General features: G+C 46.2%; 1 protein-coding gene. It reads right to left on the bottom strand.

Going from position 1 to position 260, the window contains the following annotated elements:
• Window positions 1-247: hypothetical protein (locus tag SB775_RS30970; RefSeq protein ID WP_410865099.1), on the bottom strand; the 247-nt coding region annotated here is incomplete at its 3' end.
• Window positions 248-260 lie beyond the last annotated feature (13 nt).

Here is a 260-nt window from a genome sequence, read left to right as displayed (position 1 = left end):
CTAATAGATCGCGGACGTGCTTAATAATCTGCCGGGGTTCTACCAATTGTCGAGCTATAAACTTGTCTTTGTCCACTTCGTCAAAACTCGGCTTTTTCAAACGGCCTAATTTCCCGCTGGATATTAGCTTTAACTCGTGAAGTCGTTCCCAGAATGTGCGCATAGCGTATTGGCGATTAGCTTCAATAATCTCTAGCGGCATTTTGTTTTGTCCTGCCTGGTTTTTCCGTTGGTTGGCTTCTGGCATCACGAGCGCCAAG

It is taken from the genome of Peribacillus sp. SIMBA_075, assembly GCF_046534585.1.
Note: the sequence above shows the minus strand (reverse complement) of the source record. Positions and strands in the feature narration are given on the sequence as shown.